18 protein-coding genes are annotated in these 17606 nt (G+C 42.0%); 5 read left to right on the plus strand and 13 right to left on the minus strand.

What is annotated here, in order from left to right; all coding sequences use genetic code 11:
• Positions 1-21 precede the first annotated feature (21 nt).
• Positions 22-990: a glycosyltransferase family 4 protein gene (locus H6G50_RS05770; RefSeq protein ID WP_190714196.1), complete on the minus strand. Its 969-nt coding sequence runs from the start codon at positions 988-990 to the stop codon at positions 22-24.
• A 269-nt stretch (positions 991-1259) separates the two neighbouring features.
• Here H6G50_RS05770 and H6G50_RS05775 point away from each other — a divergent pair, with 269 nt between their 5' ends.
• Positions 1260-1502 carry a hypothetical protein gene (locus H6G50_RS05775; RefSeq protein ID WP_190714198.1) on the plus strand — a complete coding sequence of 81 codons (243 nt, stop codon included), beginning with the start codon at positions 1260-1262 and terminating at the stop codon, positions 1500-1502.
• Positions 1502-1945 carry a type II toxin-antitoxin system VapC family toxin gene (locus H6G50_RS05780; protein ID WP_190714200.1) on the plus strand — a complete coding sequence of 148 codons (444 nt, stop codon included), beginning with the start codon at positions 1502-1504 and terminating at the stop codon, positions 1943-1945. The genes H6G50_RS05775 and H6G50_RS05780 overlap by 1 nt, the downstream gene beginning before the upstream one ends.
• A gap of 89 nt (positions 1946-2034) precedes the next feature.
• Here H6G50_RS05780 and H6G50_RS05785 read toward each other — a convergent pair whose 3' ends face one another.
• The 12 genes from H6G50_RS05785 to H6G50_RS05840 all read right to left on the minus strand — a co-directional run bounded on the left by H6G50_RS05785 (position 2035) and on the right by H6G50_RS05840 (position 15950).
• Complete coding sequence (locus H6G50_RS05785; protein WP_190714201.1) at positions 2035-2925, minus strand: NAD-dependent epimerase/dehydratase family protein; 891 nt, start codon at positions 2923-2925, stop codon at positions 2035-2037.
• A 27-nt stretch (positions 2926-2952) separates the two neighbouring features.
• Positions 2953-4071 (minus strand): glycosyltransferase family 4 protein, encoded by a 1119-nt coding sequence (locus H6G50_RS05790; RefSeq protein ID WP_190714202.1) that lies wholly within the window; start codon positions 4069-4071, stop codon positions 2953-2955.
• Positions 4072-4134: 63 nt separating this feature from the next.
• Positions 4135-4995, minus strand: a complete 861-nt coding sequence (locus H6G50_RS05795) for a methyltransferase domain-containing protein (protein WP_242032728.1) — start codon at positions 4993-4995, stop codon at positions 4135-4137.
• Positions 4996-5050: 55 nt separating this feature from the next.
• Positions 5051-6331: a nucleotide sugar dehydrogenase gene (locus H6G50_RS05800; RefSeq protein WP_190714204.1), complete on the minus strand. Its 1281-nt coding sequence runs from the start codon at positions 6329-6331 to the stop codon at positions 5051-5053.
• Between the two features lie 7 nt (positions 6332-6338).
• Positions 6339-8285 (minus strand): asparagine synthase (glutamine-hydrolyzing), encoded by a 1947-nt coding sequence (gene asnB / locus H6G50_RS05805; protein ID WP_190714206.1) that lies wholly within the window; start codon positions 8283-8285, stop codon positions 6339-6341.
• A 7-nt stretch (positions 8286-8292) separates the two neighbouring features.
• On the minus strand, positions 8293-9420 hold the full coding sequence (locus H6G50_RS05810) for a glycosyltransferase (protein WP_190714208.1): 1128 nt from the start codon (positions 9418-9420) through the stop codon (positions 8293-8295).
• The gene (locus H6G50_RS05815) at positions 9417-10670 is read right to left on the minus strand and encodes an O-antigen ligase family protein (RefSeq protein ID WP_190714210.1); all 1254 of its coding nucleotides are present in this window, start codon (positions 10668-10670) and stop codon (positions 9417-9419) included. Before H6G50_RS05815 ends, H6G50_RS05810 begins: the two co-directional genes overlap by 4 nt.
• A gap of 6 nt (positions 10671-10676) precedes the next feature.
• Entirely contained in the window at positions 10677-11798 is a 1122-nt protein-coding gene (locus H6G50_RS05820) for a glycosyltransferase (RefSeq protein WP_190714212.1), read from the minus strand.
• On the minus strand, positions 11795-12625 hold the full coding sequence (locus tag H6G50_RS05825; RefSeq protein ID WP_190714214.1) for a class I SAM-dependent methyltransferase: 831 nt from the start codon (positions 12623-12625) through the stop codon (positions 11795-11797). Before H6G50_RS05825 ends, H6G50_RS05820 begins: the two co-directional genes overlap by 4 nt.
• Positions 12625-13731, minus strand: a complete 1107-nt coding sequence (locus tag H6G50_RS05830; protein WP_190714216.1) for a glycosyltransferase family 4 protein — start codon at positions 13729-13731, stop codon at positions 12625-12627. The genes H6G50_RS05825 and H6G50_RS05830 overlap by 1 nt, the downstream gene beginning before the upstream one ends.
• 53 nt (positions 13732-13784) lie before the next feature.
• Positions 13785-14588, minus strand: a complete 804-nt coding sequence (locus H6G50_RS05835) for a class I SAM-dependent methyltransferase (protein ID WP_190714218.1) — start codon at positions 14586-14588, stop codon at positions 13785-13787.
• Between the two features lie 3 nt (positions 14589-14591).
• The gene (locus tag H6G50_RS05840) at positions 14592-15950 is read right to left on the minus strand and encodes a lipid II flippase MurJ (RefSeq protein WP_242032729.1); all 1359 of its coding nucleotides are present in this window, start codon (positions 15948-15950) and stop codon (positions 14592-14594) included.
• Between the two features lie 274 nt (positions 15951-16224).
• On the opposite strand from H6G50_RS05840, the gene H6G50_RS05845 reads away from it, so the two are divergent.
• The 3 genes from H6G50_RS05845 (at position 16225) to H6G50_RS05855 (ending at position 17556) form a co-directional block, all read left to right on the plus strand.
• Positions 16225-16713 carry a Wzz/FepE/Etk N-terminal domain-containing protein gene (locus H6G50_RS05845; RefSeq protein WP_190714220.1) on the plus strand — a complete coding sequence of 163 codons (489 nt, stop codon included), beginning with the start codon at positions 16225-16227 and terminating at the stop codon, positions 16711-16713.
• 103 nt (positions 16714-16816) lie between these two features.
• Positions 16817-17236 (plus strand): element excision factor XisH family protein, encoded by a 420-nt coding sequence (locus H6G50_RS05850; protein WP_190714223.1) that lies wholly within the window; start codon positions 16817-16819, stop codon positions 17234-17236.
• Positions 17224-17556 carry a XisI protein gene (locus H6G50_RS05855; RefSeq protein ID WP_190714225.1) on the plus strand — a complete coding sequence of 111 codons (333 nt, stop codon included), beginning with the start codon at positions 17224-17226 and terminating at the stop codon, positions 17554-17556. The genes H6G50_RS05850 and H6G50_RS05855 overlap by 13 nt, the downstream gene beginning before the upstream one ends.
• Positions 17557-17606 lie beyond the last annotated feature (50 nt).

A 17606-nucleotide genomic window follows, 5' to 3' on the forward strand; every position in this document is an offset into this window, starting at 1 on the left:
CCGAGCATGGTTTTATTTTATTCAATTCAATGCCTCTAAAACTCGATCTGCTGAATTCGGGCCTTGGTCGTGCTGGTTTCTGCGGTACAGATAAAATTCCCCTCCAGCGATCGCGCTTATCGCTAGTCCTGTACTCATAACACTGCCGAGGAGTCCAAGGGTACTAATCAAAACCGCGATCGCGCCCGTAACCAACAGATACGCGATCGCGACTTGGGAATGCGTCCAACCGGATTGCTGGAGGCGTTGGTAGAGGTGGGTGCGGTGCGCTTTGAAGATATTTTCGCCCTTAAGGAGGCGGCGGCTGAGGGTGTAGGTGGCATCGCCGATAAGGGGGAAAGTAATGGGAAGGGCAGTCCAGAGGTGGGTAGGCGTGGGACTGTTGAGAAGCGCGATCGCGATACTAGCACCCAGAACGGTACTGCCGACATCGCCCATAAAGATTTTCGCGGGCGACCAATTCCAGTAGAGGAAGCCGAGGAGGGCGGCGACGAGCAGCCACCAGAGCGGTTGATTGAGGGTAACGGCAAGGAAGGCGAGTTGGAGGGCGGCGGTACTGGCAACGAGACCGTCGAGGCCGTCCATAAAGTTGTAGAAGTTGATAAAGGCGGTAAAGGCGATCGCGATAAAGGGAATTGCGAAAAGTGGCAGAGTGCCGAACTGGGCAATGGCGAGAGCAGCAGCGAGCAGTTGAACGAGGTAGCGGATTGAAGCGGGAACGTGACCGCGATCGTCGAGAAAGCCGATGAGAGCGAGGGGCGCGAGAACCAGTCCGACTGCGAGGGGGTTTGGATGGGTGAAGGCAGCCGTTAGCGCAAAGGCGAGGATAAAGCCCAGTCCGCCGCCGCGTGGAGTCGGGCGGGTGTGGGAACTGCGATCGTTTGGAATGTCGAGGAATCGGGTTTGGAAGTTCGCCTTGAGGAGCCCGGTGAAGACTAGGGCGAGGGCGCAACTTAACGCCATTAAAGGGATAAGGGGTATTTCAGTCATCGGTTATCACTCACACACACATCACACCATTTCATTTTACGTTTCGCGCAGGCGCATTTAGGGTTTTTCGACCGGCGCGATCGATTCCCGGAAGATTGGGTTGCAGATGCGAGCGGATTATAGCCTATATAGTGAGTTAAGAGCGCATACCAATTGCCCAATCGCACTGCACTAAATTTTTGCTGTAGCGGCATTGTAGCTCTGGGAGGATCGAGATATCCTAGAGATAGCGTAGTTAGTGGCAGATCGCGTCATTGCGATAAACTGAAATGAGTCTTAGAGAACAACTCCTCCACGCGATCGATGCTTTACCCAATAGTCGCCTCGCGATCGTTCTCCGCTTTGTTGATTCCCTTTCGGGACAACCGACGAAGACAACCGCGCGATCGTTTTTAGCTCATCTCCAAACGCTGAATGCTTGGTCGGGCGACGATCTCCAGGACTGCCTGGAAGCGGTTGAGAATTCACAGGGGTCAGCACGATTTGACTATGGTGTCAATCCTTTCGATTAATGTTTCTCCTCGATACGAATCATTGTAGTTCTGCGATTCTCGGCAATCTTCAAGTTCGCGATCGCCTTAATCGCATTGGAGATGGCGCGATCGCCACTTGTACGATTGTCGAGAGTGAGTTATTTGATATGGCTGCCCGCTCTCAACAGCGACAGGCAAATACGGATTTAGTTCGGCATTTTCTGGAAGGACTCTACATTTATCCGCTCGACGATATCACCGCTGAAGTTTATGGGACTCTCAAAGCAGGAATCTTCGCTCGCTACGCTCCCAAGGATAAAGCACAACGCCGGAGAACAAATCTTGAACAGTTGGGAGTTGGAGAGAACGATCTGTGGATTGCTGCGGTTGTACTTCAGCATCAACTCACTCTCGTAACGAGCGATCGAGATTTCCGACGCATTCAAGCTGTCGAGCCTTTTGAGATGGAATCTTGGCTGTAATTGTCGCGATCGCAGTTTGCGAGGCAACAGAAATTTGTGCGATTGAACTCTTTGCCCGAAAAGATAGCGATTTAGTCTTTAAATTGCTTTCAGATGATGCCTTCGGCACGCAAGATTTCAATTTCTTGGGCGAGTCCGATTTCAAGCGATCGCGGTTCGTAACCAAAATCTCGTTGGGCTGCTTCGTGGGAGTAAGCTTTGTCTTCCTGGAGGCGCAGGATTTGTTCGCGGCGGACAGGCGATCGCGCTCCAAGAATTTTTTCAGCAAAGGTTGCCGCTCCCAAACCGAGATTGTAGGGAACATATAGGGGACGCACGGGTTTTTCGAGGAGTTTTTCAACGAGGGCAAGGAGTTCGCGAAAGGTGACAACCGTTCCGCCAGAGAGGTCGTAGCTTCCTTTGATATTAGGGTTGAGGAGGACGGAAAGGAGAGCTTTTGCGAGGTCGTCGGCGTGGACGGGTTGGAGGAGGCAGTTACCGCTGCCGAAGACGGGGAAGAAACCGTAGCGATCGCAGAATTTTATCAATTTATGCAGATTTTTATCGCGGTGCGAACCGTAAATCATCGTCGGGCGGAGCAGGCAGTATGAACCTCTATAGGTTTGGAGTGTGCTTTCTGCTTGCTCGTAGTCTTGCGAGTATTGATTGTATTGAGAATAAACGCCTGTCGTTCCAATGATAATTAGGCGAGGCCACTGTTGAGCCTTCTTTAAAGAGTCTAGAATAACTGGAACGTGACGGAGTTGAGCAAGATGAATGATTGTGTTGAGCGTTTTCTCGCTGAGGAGACTTTCCCAATTTTGAGGAGTCGAGCTATCGCCGACAGAATAATACAGTTTTAGAGCGAGGCTATTGATTATGGAGCGATCGCTATCCGGACGAACTAGACAATGGACTTCCGCTTTTGGCTGTTCGCGGGTTAAGGCTTCGAGGAAAAGGCTTCCCATTAAGCCGGTTGCTCCTGTAATAACGATACTCATAAAAAACTTTAGTTACAAGGCTCATCTCTAATTATCGCAAACCTTAGAGTTTTTATCTAAAACGCTTTTGTATACGGCAAGCGTCTTTTGATACATTTCCTCAAACATAAAGTTTTGTTCGTAGTATCTTCTTGCCGCTTCTCCCATCTGCTTGCGGATATTTTCATTATTAACAAGAGTTAATATTCTAGTCCTCAGTATTTCAACATTCCCTTGAGGAACACAGTAACCTGTTTGACCTTCAACTATGGCTTCAGAAGCTCCCCCTACATCGGATACAATTGTCGGTAATCCTGCTCGCATCGCCTCTAAAGTAGTACGTGGAAAACCTTCCCAATTTGAAATCAACAGAAAAATCTGTGCTTTGGACAAAAATTTTGCTACATTAGTCTGAAAGCCCAAAAACTCTACCTTATCGAGCAATTCTAAATATTTAGCTTGATTATAAATTTCTGTATAATTTGAGCCATCTCCGACAAACTGAAGTTTGATATTTGGAATTCCTGTAATAGCTTGAAGTAAGGTTGAATGATCTTTTTGAGCATCCATTCGTGCTACCATAATCAGTCTTAAGGGATTGCTTTGAGCAGGGTTTGCCCGAAGGGAAGGTTCAATATCTGGCATTCCATTGTGAATCGTCACTAAATGAATAGGATTCATTCCTGCACTAATTCCCAAACTACGGTCGTACTCTGAAACACAAATAGTTTTAGAGCCTAAAGGCTGTATTAACTTCTCGACTATTCGGTAAGCTATTTTCTGAGGTTCAGGGACTCCATCGGTAAATGACCAACCGTGTGCTGTAAAAATGCAAGGCTTGCGATTAGAAAAATAACAAGCTAATCTGCCCAATATTCCGACTTTACTAGAATGAAGACTTATAATATCTGGGATAAATTCTTCAATCTTCTTTTGAATATCTTTCATGGCTTTAAAATCATTCATCGGGCTAATTGAACGCTTCAAACTTGGACAAGAAATAGCATCAATATTTAGAGAATTTAAAAGATCAATGTATTTTCCGGATGTGCCTGTTATAACTTTAATAGAATGATTGTCTTGTTTTAGTCTAAGAGCTAAATCTTTAACGTGAACTTGTGCTCCTCCAACTGTATCTGCTCTAGTGATTACAAATAAAATTTTCATAAGTTAAGAAAGTGCTTACACTGTTTTCTTTTTTGACCTTTATTATTAATTTTCAATATTTAATTATACAGGACTTAAAACAATTGAAAATCCTGAGATCGACAATTCTTTTTCATCCATATTTTTAAATGGAAATGCAAGCTTAGAACGAGGGGTTGGTAGTTGCTCCCATTGGCTCGTATAAATATGTGATATCTCAAAGCCAGCCTCTTTAAATATGTCTATCATTTCTGAGTATCGAATTCTATTCGTGTAGAAACCAGAACTTGACATAAAATTAGACTCCCAAATTTTCTCCGTAAATCTAAGATTGTTAAGGGCATCTCCTAAATGATCTTTTAGATCGACGGTGTGCGAACAGTAGCCTGTATCTTTAACAATTCTTCGCAACTCTTTGATAACGTCAGTAAATTCTCTTTTTTTGATGTGTTCTAAAACTGCTTGAGAAAATATAAAATCAACCGAATTACTAGGGATTTTTCGTAAAGAATCTAATCCTCTTGTTAAATAGAAAGCTTCATAACTCTTCAGTATATCTTCAAGGTTACTACAAGCACTTAGGTCTTTTGTTGGTAACTTTTCTGACTCTAAAAAAATATTAAAATTTCGATAGAATTCAACACTTCTGCTAGCGTAATATCCAGTATCTACTAAATAACTTTTTTTGCCGCCCAAGGAATAGTTGATTGCTGCCGCAAACAGACTATCTCCCGGTCCTAGTTCCAGTGTAGTAAAATCTTTAGCTAGTTTGCTTTCATTAAAATGTTTCTTGAAAACCCTATAAGCATAAGCCGCATCTTGCATACTACCGTGTCTAAAAATTGAGATATTTCTCCAAACATTATAAGGTAGTGGCAGCCTAGAAAATATTATTTTCAAGAGAATTTTTAGTTGCCAAGGTACATTTTTTTTTATAGAAATCATTGCGCTTCTGGTAGTAAAATAACTGACGCTACGTCTCAGAGAAATAATAAATTGACTATAAACTCCAATAATATATATTAGGAAATAAACTATTCGGATCGAGTGCTGATTTTACATCTATTAACACCGAAGAGGGTCGCAATTTTTTTAAAAGTTCAGCTAGGGGTAATTCCAAATAATATTGATGATTTACAGCAAAAATCATTCCATCTAAATTTGATAGTTCTGACCATACTGCCAGTTGAATTCCATATTCCCTTTGCGCTTCTTTATGATTAGCCAGCGGATCGTGAATGAGGGGATTAATGCCAAACTGTTGTAATTCTTGAACGATGTCAGGGATGCGGCTATTTCTCAAATCTGGGACGTTTTCTTTGAACGTTAATCCTAAAATTCCGATACGGGCATTTTTAATCGGTAAATTAGCTTTAACTAAGAGTTTAACCAGCCGTTGAGCGATATAATTTCCCATACTATCGTTGATTCGCCGTCCGGCTAGGATGACTTGAGGATTGTAGCCGAGTTCTTCTGCTTTTGTTGTAAGGTAGTAGGGGTCAACGCCGATACAGTGTCCGCCCACTAATCCGGGAGTGAAAGGTAAGAAATTCCATTTGGTTTGAGCGGCTTGGAGAACGTCGTGAGTGCGGATGTCTAAGCGATCGCATATTAAAGCTAATTCGTTCATAAAGGCGATGTTCAAATCGCGTTGCGTGTTTTCAATCACTTTCGCCATTTCTGCAACTTTAATGGAGGGGGCGCGATAGACTCCCGCTTCGATAATTGCTTCGTAGACGCTAGCGACTCGTTCTAAGGTTTCCGCATCTTCGCCAGACACGACTTTAACGATTTTGGCGAGGGTATGGGCTTTGTCGCCGGGATTGATGCGTTCGGGAGAGTAACCGAGTTTGAAATCTATGCCCTGTTTTAAGCCCGAAGTTCTTGCGAGGGCGGGGCCGCAAATTTCTTCGGTTACTCCGGGATAAACGGTAGATTCATACACCACTACCGAACCCGGTTGGAGAACTTTCGCAACTAACTCGGAGGCTTTGAGGAGTGGACTAAGATCGGGGCGAGAGTTGCGATCGATAGGCGTGGGAACGGCGACAATAAAGAAGTTTGTTGCCGATAAGTCCTCAATATCAGCGGTGAACTGGAGGGAGGTTTGTTGTAGGGCTTGAGGAGTGACTTCTTTGGTGCGATCGCGTCCTGCTTTCAATTCTTGGATGCGATCGGGATTGATATCGAAGCCAATAGTGTTGGGGAATTTTTCAGCTAGAGCCAGGGCGACAGGAAGTCCGACATATCCTAGACCGATAACTGTAATGCGATCGCTCATGACCCAACTATTGCGCCTCTAGCCAAGATTGAAACATTAGTACGTCCCACAAATGATATTGCCAATTTCGCGTACCCGATAGATGCTCTTGCCACTTCTGGCGAATCGGTTGGGGATTGAAAAAACCTTCTTGCTCTAACCGCTGCTCGCTCAGTAAATCTTCTGCCCAATCCCTCAGTTCGTTTCGCAACCAGCGATCGAGGGGGATACCAAAACCCATTTTCGGGCGTTCGATGAGCTTCGGAGGGACATATTGGTATAACACTTGACGCAACAGCCATTTACTTTGACTCTGACGAATTTTGAGCGCGAGCGGTAAGGTACTGGTAAATTCTACAACCCGATGGTCGAGAAAGGGAACGCGGGTTTCCAGACTGACTCCCATCGCCGCCCGATCTACTTTCGTGAGAATATCGCCTGGAAGGTAGGTTACGGCATCAAGATACATCATCTGTTGGGTAAAGTCCGGCAAGTTTGCCCAGTGAGTGGAGTCGGTGAGTGCCGTTGGCGGTTCGGATGCACCGAGGACAAGGGCAGCGGGGTTTGACCAGTGGGAAACCAAATTAGTATATAGTGCTTCTGGGCTATCAACTGCTAACACAGCAGCGAGTTTATGAAGTTTGTCTCCAGGAAGGCGTTGTCGGAGGCTTTTAGGCAGGATAGGAGCAAGTTGCTCGAAGGTTTTGTTCCAAGCTTCGGGAGAACGAAGGGTAAGACCTCGGGCAATTGTACTTTTTAGGTTTTGGGGAAGCCAACCAACCTGCTTCCAAATTCGATTAGCTAAGAAATAGCGGTTATAGCCGCCAAAGAGTTCGTCGCCACCGTCGCCCGATAGACTGACAGTAACGTGCTGGCGAGCGAGTTGGGAGACCAGAAAAGTAGGAATTTGCGACGAGTCGGAGAATGGTTCGTCATAAAGCGCGGGTAGTTTGGGGATAACCGCGAGGGCTTCTTCTGGGGTCACATAGAGTTCTGTATGATCGGTTCCTAAATGTCTAGCCACGACTTTGGCATCGTTAGCTTCGTTATAAGCAGCTTCGTGAAAACCAATGGTAAAGGTTTTGACGGGGCGGCTGCTTTGCGCCTGCATGAGGGCAACCACGGTTGAGGAGTCAACACCGCCGGAGAGAAACGCCCCCAAAGGAACATCAGCAACTATCTGCTGGCTGATGGCATCGCGGAGAAGGCTATCGAGTTGGGCAACGGCTTCTCTTTCGCTGCCCTGAAAAGGGTTATCTCGTCCCGATTCTACGACGGACTGCATCGACCAGTAGGGTTTAGGCGTGGGGCGAGCGCTGGGGTTTGCTGTCGGGAGAGTGAGGAGCGTTCCGGGGGGAAGTTTGTAAATGTTTTGATAAATAGAGTAGGGAGCGGGAATGTAGTTATGACGTAGGAGGAGTGTCAGGACATCGCGATCGATTTTGCCTTGCCAATGGGGATGCGCTTTGAGGGCTTTGAGTTCGGAACCAAAGAGAAAAGTATCCCCCATCCAGCCATAGTAGAGCGGCTTTTCGCCGAGCCTATCCCGCCCTAAATGTAAAACTCGCTCTTGTCTATCCCAAAGCGCAAAAGCGAACATCCCCACAAATTTCTGTACTGCCGGTTCGATTCCCCACTGACAGAAGGCAGCGAGCATCACTTCGGTGTCGGAGTGACCGCGAAAGGAATGACCGAAGGCGAGGAGTTGTTGTTGGAGGTCTCGGAAGTTATAGATTTCGCCATTGAAAACGAGGATATAGCGATCGTTGGCGGAGTGCATGGGTTGATGACCTTCGGGGGAAAGGTCAACAATAGCGAGGCGGCGATGTCCGAGAGCGATACCTGTTGTGGGGTCTACCCAAGTCCCTTTGCTGTCAGGGCCGCGATGGATAATAGTATTCGACATTTTGCAGGCAATCGCTTCTAAATTTTCTAGATTGCCTGCTTGACTCCAATAACCTGTAAGACCGCACATAAAGTTTTTAACTTGCGTAAACTTCCTCGTACAAAGCTTCATACAGTTTAACAACGCGAGAAATGTCAAAGTTCTCTTGAATCCGATGGCGGGCTTGTTGCCCGATCTGCTCGCGTTCCTCGCTGGGAAGATCGAGGAAAGATTCTAGTGCTTCAGCGAGAGCTTTCATATCGCCTGACCCAACAACCTTTCCTGTATTGCCAACAATATAGGCTGAGTCCCCGACATCTGTAACAGCACAAGGAACCCCACAAGCCATTGCTTCACCTAATACGTTAGGAAAGGCTTCCCCGTAAGAAGAAGAGGCTAAAACATCAAGAGATGCCATGATACGAGGGATATCTTCACGCAGCCCTAGTAAATGAGTGACATCGCTAACTCCCGCTCGCTCGATAGCCGCTATGATAGCTGGATTTTTCGTATCGATCTTATCGCCTGCTAACAAGAAATGAACATCCGGTCTCTTTTTATGTAAATAGCCAGCTGCTTCAAAAAAACCGCTATGATTTTTTTGGGGATCGAACCGAGCTATTAAACCGACTAAAGGTGTATCTACTCCTACAGCTAGCTCTTGACGTACCGCTAGACGCGCATGAGAATCTGGTACAAAACGCTCTAGGTCAAAGCCATTGGGGGTAATAATAAATTTATCGCGATCGTAGCCCCAGGATAAATGTATATCTTTCGCTACATTAGAGCAGCACTGAATGCGATTGGGTATTAGAACAGACAACTTCGCACATAAAGCTACAACTAAACGAGTCGTAGCTTTATTTCTTTCCCTTGATAGATCGCTACTACGAATATTCCAAATGATAGATGGAATTCCAGCCCATCGCGCAGCAAGTCCCCCTAGTAAGTCTGCATGATACATCCAGGTATGAATTATATCTGGTCGCTCTTTTTGTAGTAATCGCACCAACCCAAGTAAGGCAAATGGATTGAGAGTACCAGGACGCATCTCTAATGCGACTACAGGAATTCCTAAGTCATTAATGCGTTTTCCAATAGAGTCAGTGTGAGTTAGAGAAATGACTTTAGCTTTGACTTTTGGCGAGCGCCTCTCCAAAAGCTTAAGAAGCATCATTTCTGCGCCTCCCACTTTCAGACCCGTTATGATATGAAATATTTTCATCTGTATAGATGTTTGGATATTGTTCTGTGACTGTTAGAATTCATTGCTGACATTAATGCAAACCCAATTAAGACATAACGTTCTGTCAGTAAATTATGACTAAACAATCCCAAGAATAGCATCAAAGTCGTAAACAGCAAGCCTATAAATCTAGCCTCTCCACGAGCGTGTTTTGTTACAACCCATATCAAAATCGGAAAAATAAAGATGCCAATAATTCCGTGATCCACCATGTAATACAAGTACATATTATGGGTCGATACTATTTCTTGCCAATCCAAGGTAGAACCTAAGCCATTACCGAACAATGGATGTTGTAAAAACATTATCCATCCTAACTCAATCACTCTCGATCGTAAAGAGTCAGACTCATCGAGTAAAAATGGATTATTAAGCCATTCCATTCTTACAGAAATCGAGTAATCATAAAAAGAATTTATATTCCCTACTTCGGTCAGCTTTATCCCATTACTCCCTAAATTCCCTAAGTAAAAAATAAGATAAGTTATAAGTAGCAATGAAATCAAAACCAATGTTGACTTCCAATAAATTACAAGTTTTTTTTCCTTTGCTAGTAGTAAAGTCACAAATAAGTAGCCAATTATCGCCGATCGAGAAAGAGTAAGTATTAAGCCAATGCCGACAAAAAGCCAAAAATAAAAACGGTATTTTGGCTTAACTACACCAATGCTGAAAATCATCCCTAAAACTAGAGAATATCCTGATTGATTAGGGTTAATATATAATCCTGCGGGGCGACCAAGATTACACGAGCAAAAAACAAAAGGATGAAAAAAATCATAGATATTATTAAATACTGCTAATATGACCGCTAATAAAATAGCTTTTTTTACCCATTTCTGAATTACACCGTCTTTAGAAAAGACAACGATCATCAGTCCCAAAAAAATAGTTGATAGTATTCTCAATCTGAATTCTTGAAAAGCAATCGGATAACTTACCCTACTATTATCAAATATTAGTAGAGACAGACTTGAGATCGAAATAAACGCAATAGCCCAAAATATAAAATACCGAGGCAAGGAGGAATATTTAGAGAAAACTACCGGAAGAGAAAATAAAGCATATCCAAAAATTAAAATTGTCGGCGGGTAGGGAATTATGCCAGCTATATACAAGTACAAATCTAAGTTAGTAAAGAACAATAAAATGGCAATTATAGCCAAGACAATTTGATAAAAGTCAAGAAAACTATCCTTTCGACTAAGAGCGAGAGTGCTAATCATCATAATTTTTTACAGGTTCAGCAAAACAGACTTGGTTTTTGTCACTAAATTTAGTAGTGAAAAATTTTCTATTATTCGCTGACGAATTTCTTCCTGTTTGTATATGTTATTGCGATCGCTCCCTATTAACTTTTCCATAGCTATTTTCAAAGATTCAGGATTTTTCGCGGGTACGACTATACCTGTGTCCCCAACAATCCAAGCAGAATCTCCTACATCAGTCACGATACAGGGAACTCCACAAGCCATCGCTTCGCCAATAACATTCGGAAATCCTTCTCCACAAGAAGAAGAAGAAGCTAAAATATCTATAGCGTTGTAAACAGCTACCATATCTTCTCGTTTTCCTGCCCAAATTACTTGTTGCTCGATGTTAAGAGTGGAAGCTAAGTGATAAAGCTCTTTTGTATAATTATCTTCTCCAGAACCCACGCAGACAAATTTTACATCCGAACGCGACTGCAACAGAAGAGCGGCAGCCTTTAAAAAATTTGGATGATCCTTCATTGGATCTAGTCGCCCTACTAAACCAATTAAAGTAATCTCATTAGTAAGTCCCCATTCTGCTCTTATACGTTGCCTAGCTATGCGATCGGGCTTGAACTTTTCAGTATCAATGCCGTTGGGAATAACAGTCATTTTTTCCTTTGGAAAGCCATGCTTTCGGTGATACTTATGACCTGCATTTGAGTTAACAATAATTAGATCGGCGTAACGAGATAGCAAACATTCAAGCTTAAATACTAGATCAGATAACCAGTTATAATGATTAAAATCTACATTAGATGCTCGAACTCCCCAGACAATACGAGTGGAGATAAATAAAGGTTTTAAGCAAGCCGTACAGATATTAGGTACACCTAAGTACCCATGCAATATATCTGGTTTAATTTGCTTTAAACACTGAAATAGCCTATAGAAAAAACCAACAACATCCCATCGCCCTAACTTGTTTAAAGAAACAAGCTTAACTTCACTTTCTATTATTTCTTGCTCTAACTCCCCACCCGAATAAAATTCAACAACTGTAACATCAAAATCATTCAAAGGAAGAGACTTAGCTAAATTAATTAACTGACGTTCCGCTCCACCGATATTCAAAGATCGTAGTAAAAAGACAAGTTTTTTCATGTCTGCTTCATAAAGACATATTCATTACATCCCAATCCACCGCTACAAGTTTTTAATTGTTTTAATAAATATTTTTTATTGCGAAAAAACATAAAAATTTCTTCGGGCTTTGCTACTTCAAAAGGATAGCCTCCCAGCCAATCAAACCAATCGTGAAATCGCGACATACCCCGCGATTTAAAATACTCAGTATAACGTAAAGTAGGATTTTTAAATTTTACGAGGTCTACGGCTAATCCTCCTAAAGCAAAATAAGGGATAAATATACTTGAAACTATCACTTTACCTAACAAACTAGAACAGTAAAAAGATTTCACTCTTCTCCACCTGACAGATTTTCCCCCCTGATCGTTATAAATAGATATAAACAAATTACCATTTTTTTTAACAACTAAATCAATATTTTCTAAGGCTTCCCACATTGACCCAGTATGATGTAACACTCCCCAAGAATAAACTATATCAAACTCTCCTAATGAAGTTAGATAAGCTTTATTTAAAACTGAGCCTTCCTCAATTTTCCATTTAGGATCGTCCATAAAATAACGACGCTTTAACTCTTTGGTACAACTTACTGAGTCTGGATCGTAGTCAAAAGAATGAACAGTGGCTCCTAAACGACGGGCAGCTAAAGAAAACAATCCACTACCCGATCCAATATCAAGAAATGTTTTATTTTCTAAACTTACAGTTTCTAATTTATCTTTTAAAGATTTTTCTGCCTCGATAATTCGTTCTTCATTAAGAACTGACAAAAAACGTCTCCAGTTTTTGCCGAATTCAAATCGCTCTCCGCTCTTAATTTCTTTTTCAAATATATTAATCATCAATCACCTCCAACGCACTCTAATAATAAAGTTTCCCACATTAACATGACTTTTTCAAGACTGAATCGCTCTGTTATTTCTTTGGCGCGAGTAGCTAACCGTATTCTTTCCCTTTCATCTGCCATCAGCCTTTCCATCGCTTCGGCTAACGCAGAAACATCTTGATTGGGAACTAAAATCCCATCAATACCGTTGCGAATAATTTCTCTAGGTCCATTAGCACAATCTGTAGAGATAACAGGAAGTCCACAAGCCATTGCTTCACAGAGAGCGTTGGGAAATCCCTCGAAACGAGATGCCAGCACAAAAATATCTGCCTGTAGAAAGAATTCATAGGGATTTTTTACTTTACCAATAAAATTCACATAATCTCGTAAACCCAGTCGATCGCGTAGACTCTCAAGTTCTTGGCGAAGTTCCCCTTCTCCTAGAATTATCAACTTCCATTCCGGAAAAGACTTTTGTATTTTGTTAAAAGCTTGTAGTAAGAGATCGAATCCTTTCTGAGCCGTGAGTCGTCCCATAGCAATAAGCGATGGTTTGTGTAGTAGCTGCCTAACTAATATTTCTCTAGAATCAGGAGGAGCTAGGATTGGATTTGGTATGATTGAAATATCTAGTTGCCGTGCCAGAGGAAAATTTTCTTTTGCTGCCTGGGTCTGAAGCACAAGTTTATCTGCTAAAGGATAACTCAACCTACGCAGCATTTCCCAACTGTTAGAAATTTTGTAGGCTGAAGTATCTACACGTTCTGATATAAGAATTGGTATCTTTAATTGATATGTTGCCAGTAATGTCAGTACATTAGTTTTATCCATGAAACTGATTACAGCATTTGGTTTGCTATGAGACATCGCTGAACGCAAGCGTTTTAATCGTTTAACATTGTTTCCAATAGCCGCCAAAAAATCGAAGGAGTTACTTGCAATATTTAAGGGAATATGATTGATGTGGTTATCTAATTCATAAAATGGTGCTTCTCGACCATCATCAAAAGTTAACAGGGTTATTTTCCATTTTTTTTCTGCCCAATAGTTTGCCATAATAGATAGAACTCGTTCAGCACCTCCTGCACCAAGAGAATTTATCACTAAAGTTAAATTCATGATTTTTGCGATATGAACTTCAATTTATTAGTTTATTCACAGAAAAAACTGTTTTAACATAACTTTTTGGCTGTACAAATAATGTAGGGGGATAAGAATTGACTCTTGGGCAGAGAAATGATTTTTTCATCTACAACATTTAGCAATTTAGAAAATCGACTTAAATTAACCTGAAACTTTTGCTTAAGCTTGGTAGAACATGATTTTTCATCCATTTGTTCTCCATTAAGAACTCCAAAGTTTGTTGCTAGAAAATAATCGCAGTGGCTTATAGAAAAGCCAGCTTCTTGATGAAATCGTCTTAGTTCTTCTCGATTAAGAGGTATATGTATTTTATACACTTCTTCATTTATGAGTTTTTGTAAATATCCGATAATTCCAGATAAATTAGGTACGATCGTTATGATAATTCCACTTTTATGTAAAAATCTGGAAAAAGCTGAAAGGCAATCCGAAGTTTTATCAAAATGTTCGACTACTCCAAAAGACACTACAATGTCAAAAAAATCGACTAAATTATCAGGGGGTGTAAAGAAATTAGCACAGATGACCTCCCCTTCTACTCCAGCACTCGTTAGAATTTGACGACTTGCTTCGCAACCAATTTCAGAATAGTCTATCCCAGTGATACTGTAGCCAAACTCGCGACGGTAATAAGGCAGCCAAGCCGATCTCGCACAACCGATTTCGAGGAGCTTTTTATCCCCTGCTCCCAAACTGGTAAATAATTTTGAGAAATACTCATGAAACTGTCTATTAACATAGTTGTTCCAATTTCGATCGTAGGGATCTATCGGCTTCGGCAGATCGCTATTTGACCAACAATCATCCCAGTATTTTTTTCCAGCTTTGTCCATAACTTATCCCGCCACGTAGTTCTTTAAAGTTCTAACACTATAGAACAGAAGATAAATAAAAGATATGACGTATACGCAACTTGTAGAAAGCGCAATACCTTTGACTCCGATAACTTCTGCGAAAATGTAATTCAATAAACAGTTTACAACTAAGCTAATCAAGGCTCCATACATTAAAATATGGTTTGATTTTAAGGAAGAAATCAACCTGACTAAGACAATTCCACTGATATAAAAAGGAATTTGAAGTGCATAGCATGATTGTATTTGTGCCACTATCCGAGTATCGCGAGCAGTGAAAGCTCCTCTTTGAAATACTAATTCTACTAGGGGAACAGAAAAGATAACAAGAAGAATTGTAAGGGGGATAGAGAGCGCGAAAGACAGGAAAATATATTTTTTAGTTGTATCAATTGCACCAAACCAATTTCCTTGTGCGACCATCTGAGAACAATAAGGAACAAAAGCTGTACTTAACGCTGTAGTAGCTAACCCAAGCGGCAAAGCAATTAAACGGTTTCCATAATCTAAAGCTGCTACACTACCTGGCTCCAGCATCGCTGCCATTGCGCGATCTATTAAACTTGTACTGCTTAATAAAAAAGCGCCAGCAATCATAGGAATATATTGACTGGCTACTTGATTGAGATGCACTCCCCAGTAACGGAGTTGAGGAATAAATGAAATACCTTGCTTCTGTAATGCTTTTCCCAAAGCTATTATTTCTAATACTGTTCCTAGAGGTAAACTCAGAGCAAGCCCATAAATTCCAAGAAATGGGAAAGCGATAAGGAAAACAATTGAGACAATAGGAGTAATGGCTGGAGTGAAAGCCGCCAGGGCAAATCGCTCTCCTGAATTTAGTACAGCACTCCAAATTGTAATAATTCCACTGAAGATTATAAGAGGGCTAACTATGCACAGTAGTTGAAAAGTAAGATGGAGTTTTTCAGGACTAAAGTTACTCCCCAAAAGCTTTAAATAAAAAGGAGCAGTAGTAACGGTGAGGAGATTAGCCAAAGTTAATAAAATCAAACTTGAGGCGGAAACGGTAGAAAATAGCTTCTGAGCAGAGACTACTCCTTCTTGCTGTCGAACCTGAATATAAGTTGGAATAAAAGCTGCATTCAAAGAACCTCCTATAACGTTAACGAGAAAAGAAGGGAGAATAAATGCGATCAGAAAAGCATCAATATCGTCTCCTCTACCAAATTTCCAAGCGAGCGTAAGTTGCTTACAGATACTCGCAAAGTTGACGAGTATGGTCATAGCAGCAACGACTACAGCAGCAGCAAATATTTTACGATTGGTAGACTTATTTTTAAAAGCATCCCAATAGTTAATAATTTTTGAAGTTCTCAAGTATTATCCTTTCTCGTTACGATTTTTTAGTATTACATATTTGTTTAAAAACGTCTTCTTGCTCGCGCTCTTGCGTCCATACTTATATCCCTGATTCACTGCATCCTGGATTCGACTTTCTAAGCCCGGTTTATCCTCAAGAATACGCTCGATTTTAATTCTCTACTTATCGATAGAATTCCGCTAGATTAAAGATTAGCTTTATTCATTTCTTGCCGAAATCATTCTACTTTCTGGAATACTGGACGTGAATTAACACTCCAACTCTCCATCTATGACCCCAGAAATTCAAACTACCTCCGCCCCCATCGACGACGATGAAATCTCCCTGGTCGATATCATCCGCTTTCTGCACCGCAATTGGCGCTTCATTAGCCTCGTCACCCTAGGCTTCGTGGCGATCGCGCTCCCCTTCACCTTGCTCAAACCCAACGCCTACGAACGGCAATTGACCTTGAGCGTTGGCTCGAAACCGATCGCACTATCCGCCAACCAACAAATAGGACTGGATGCAGCCCGCGCCAACACTTTAGCCACAGAGAAGCTCAAAAGTCAAGAGTGGAAGGAAATTTCCGCGCAGCCTACCTACGATGCAACTAAGCAGGAAATCGCCCTAGCGCTGCGATCGCCGAATCCCGAAGCCCTTAAACAGCTTACTCCCAACGCGATCGCAACCCAACTCCAAACCGACCTCCAAGATGAACTGCTCGATACCCTAAAACCCAGTTTAGAGGCGCTGGAGTTGCAAATTGCGCGATCGTGACAAATTCTTTAGACTTTTTTCAGAATGCTCTTAAAAGAGCCTTAGATTTTTAAGAGCATTGAGTTAAAATCAATTTTAGATTCCGTGCTGACAACTCGCTCTAATGACAGCTAAAGACATTTTCCACGATACCGTGCGCTTGGCTTTAGAAAAGGATGGCTGGACGATTACCAACAATCCGCTGACTTTAAGTCCCAGTCGTCGGGCTACTGTTAAAATAGACTTAGCTGCGGAAAAATTACTTTCAGCAGAAAAAGGAACGCGAAAAATCGCTGTAGAAGTCAAAAGTTTTGTTGGCTTATCGACAATCTACGAATTTCACACTGCTGTTGGTCAATATATTAACTATCGTTTGGCACTAGAAGATTTGAAAATTGAAAGAATTTTATATTTAGCGCTACCAAAAGATATTTATCAAAACTTTTTTAACGATCCATTCATCAAAAAAGTAATTTCACAAAACAAAATTAAGTTACTCGTGTTTGAGATTGAAAAACAGGAGATCGCACTATGGATCGACTAAACTATCGAGAATTAATTCAAACAGTCATTCAGCAACACGCCAACGAATATCCCCCAAATAATGAAATTCAAGCCAATCTGCTCTTTGACGAACGGCGCGATCGCTACCTACTTCTATACATCGGATGGCGCGGAGAAGAGCGCTTTCACGGCTGTCCGATTCACATCGATCTGATCGATGGCAAAATTTGGATTCAACAAGATTTTACTGAAGAAGGACTTGCCCAGCAATTGGTCGAGCTTGGAGTCCCTAAAAGCGATATTATTCTGGGATTCAGAGCGCCTTACGTGCGACAATTTACCGGATTTGCTGTCGCGTGAGATTGGGGGCATCTGAATATCAGAATTGATGTGAAGCTGTCCCGATCTCC

It is taken from the genome of Oscillatoria sp. FACHB-1406, assembly GCF_014698145.1.
GTDB lineage: Bacteria > Cyanobacteriota > Cyanobacteriia > Cyanobacteriales > Spirulinaceae > FACHB-1406.